At 56.7% G+C, this 568-nt stretch carries 1 pseudogene; it reads left to right on the top strand.

The features are described from left to right. Positions 1–16: 16 nt before the first annotated feature. Positions 17–568, top strand: a pseudogene (locus tag OP495_RS18710) (hydrolase); the annotation flags it as partial.

The raw sequence follows: 568 nt of genomic DNA, 5'->3' as shown, positions 1-568 counted from the left end.
CATCTTAGGCTTGTGCGTGCGTCAAAACGAACAGTGTCAGGACACCGTGCCGGCATGGTTTCTAGCGATCGAACGTGCCCGGCGCGCGCTGGATAGCAAGCCTTACGTCAAGACGTTGAAGGCGGGCACCAACGATGAGGAAACGCATTATTTCGATGGCGTGGCCTTTTTGCACACCCTCTACATCACTTTGCCAAGCATGTACGAGGATCTGCCGCGGGTTGTTTCCGAGGTCCAGAAAGGCGACTACGGGTCGCTCGATGAATTCTTCCGCATCGACACTTTTAAACCTGAGACTGAGGCGCCGAGTTACGCGCTAGGCTACTTTCTCGCCAATACGTGCAATGACATGGGCGCGAATCGCCCAACCAAGGCAGATTCACGCGCTATGCTCGAGCGTGAACCAGCGCTTTTGGGGTTCGAACAGCCTTGGGTATGCGCGTGGTGGGGTACAGATGGCGCCGTACCGAAGGAAAACAGCCAGCGCTTTGAGTCCGATACGCCGGTGCTATCTATCCATGGCCAGATGGACCCTTGCTGCGGTATTCGGTGGGGCCAACATCTCGCC

It is taken from the genome of Chromohalobacter sp. 296-RDG, assembly GCF_029889885.1.
GTDB lineage: Bacteria > Pseudomonadota > Gammaproteobacteria > Pseudomonadales > Halomonadaceae > Chromohalobacter.
The sequence above is the reverse complement of the archived record's forward strand: the minus strand, read 5'-3'. Positions and strand labels throughout refer to the sequence as shown.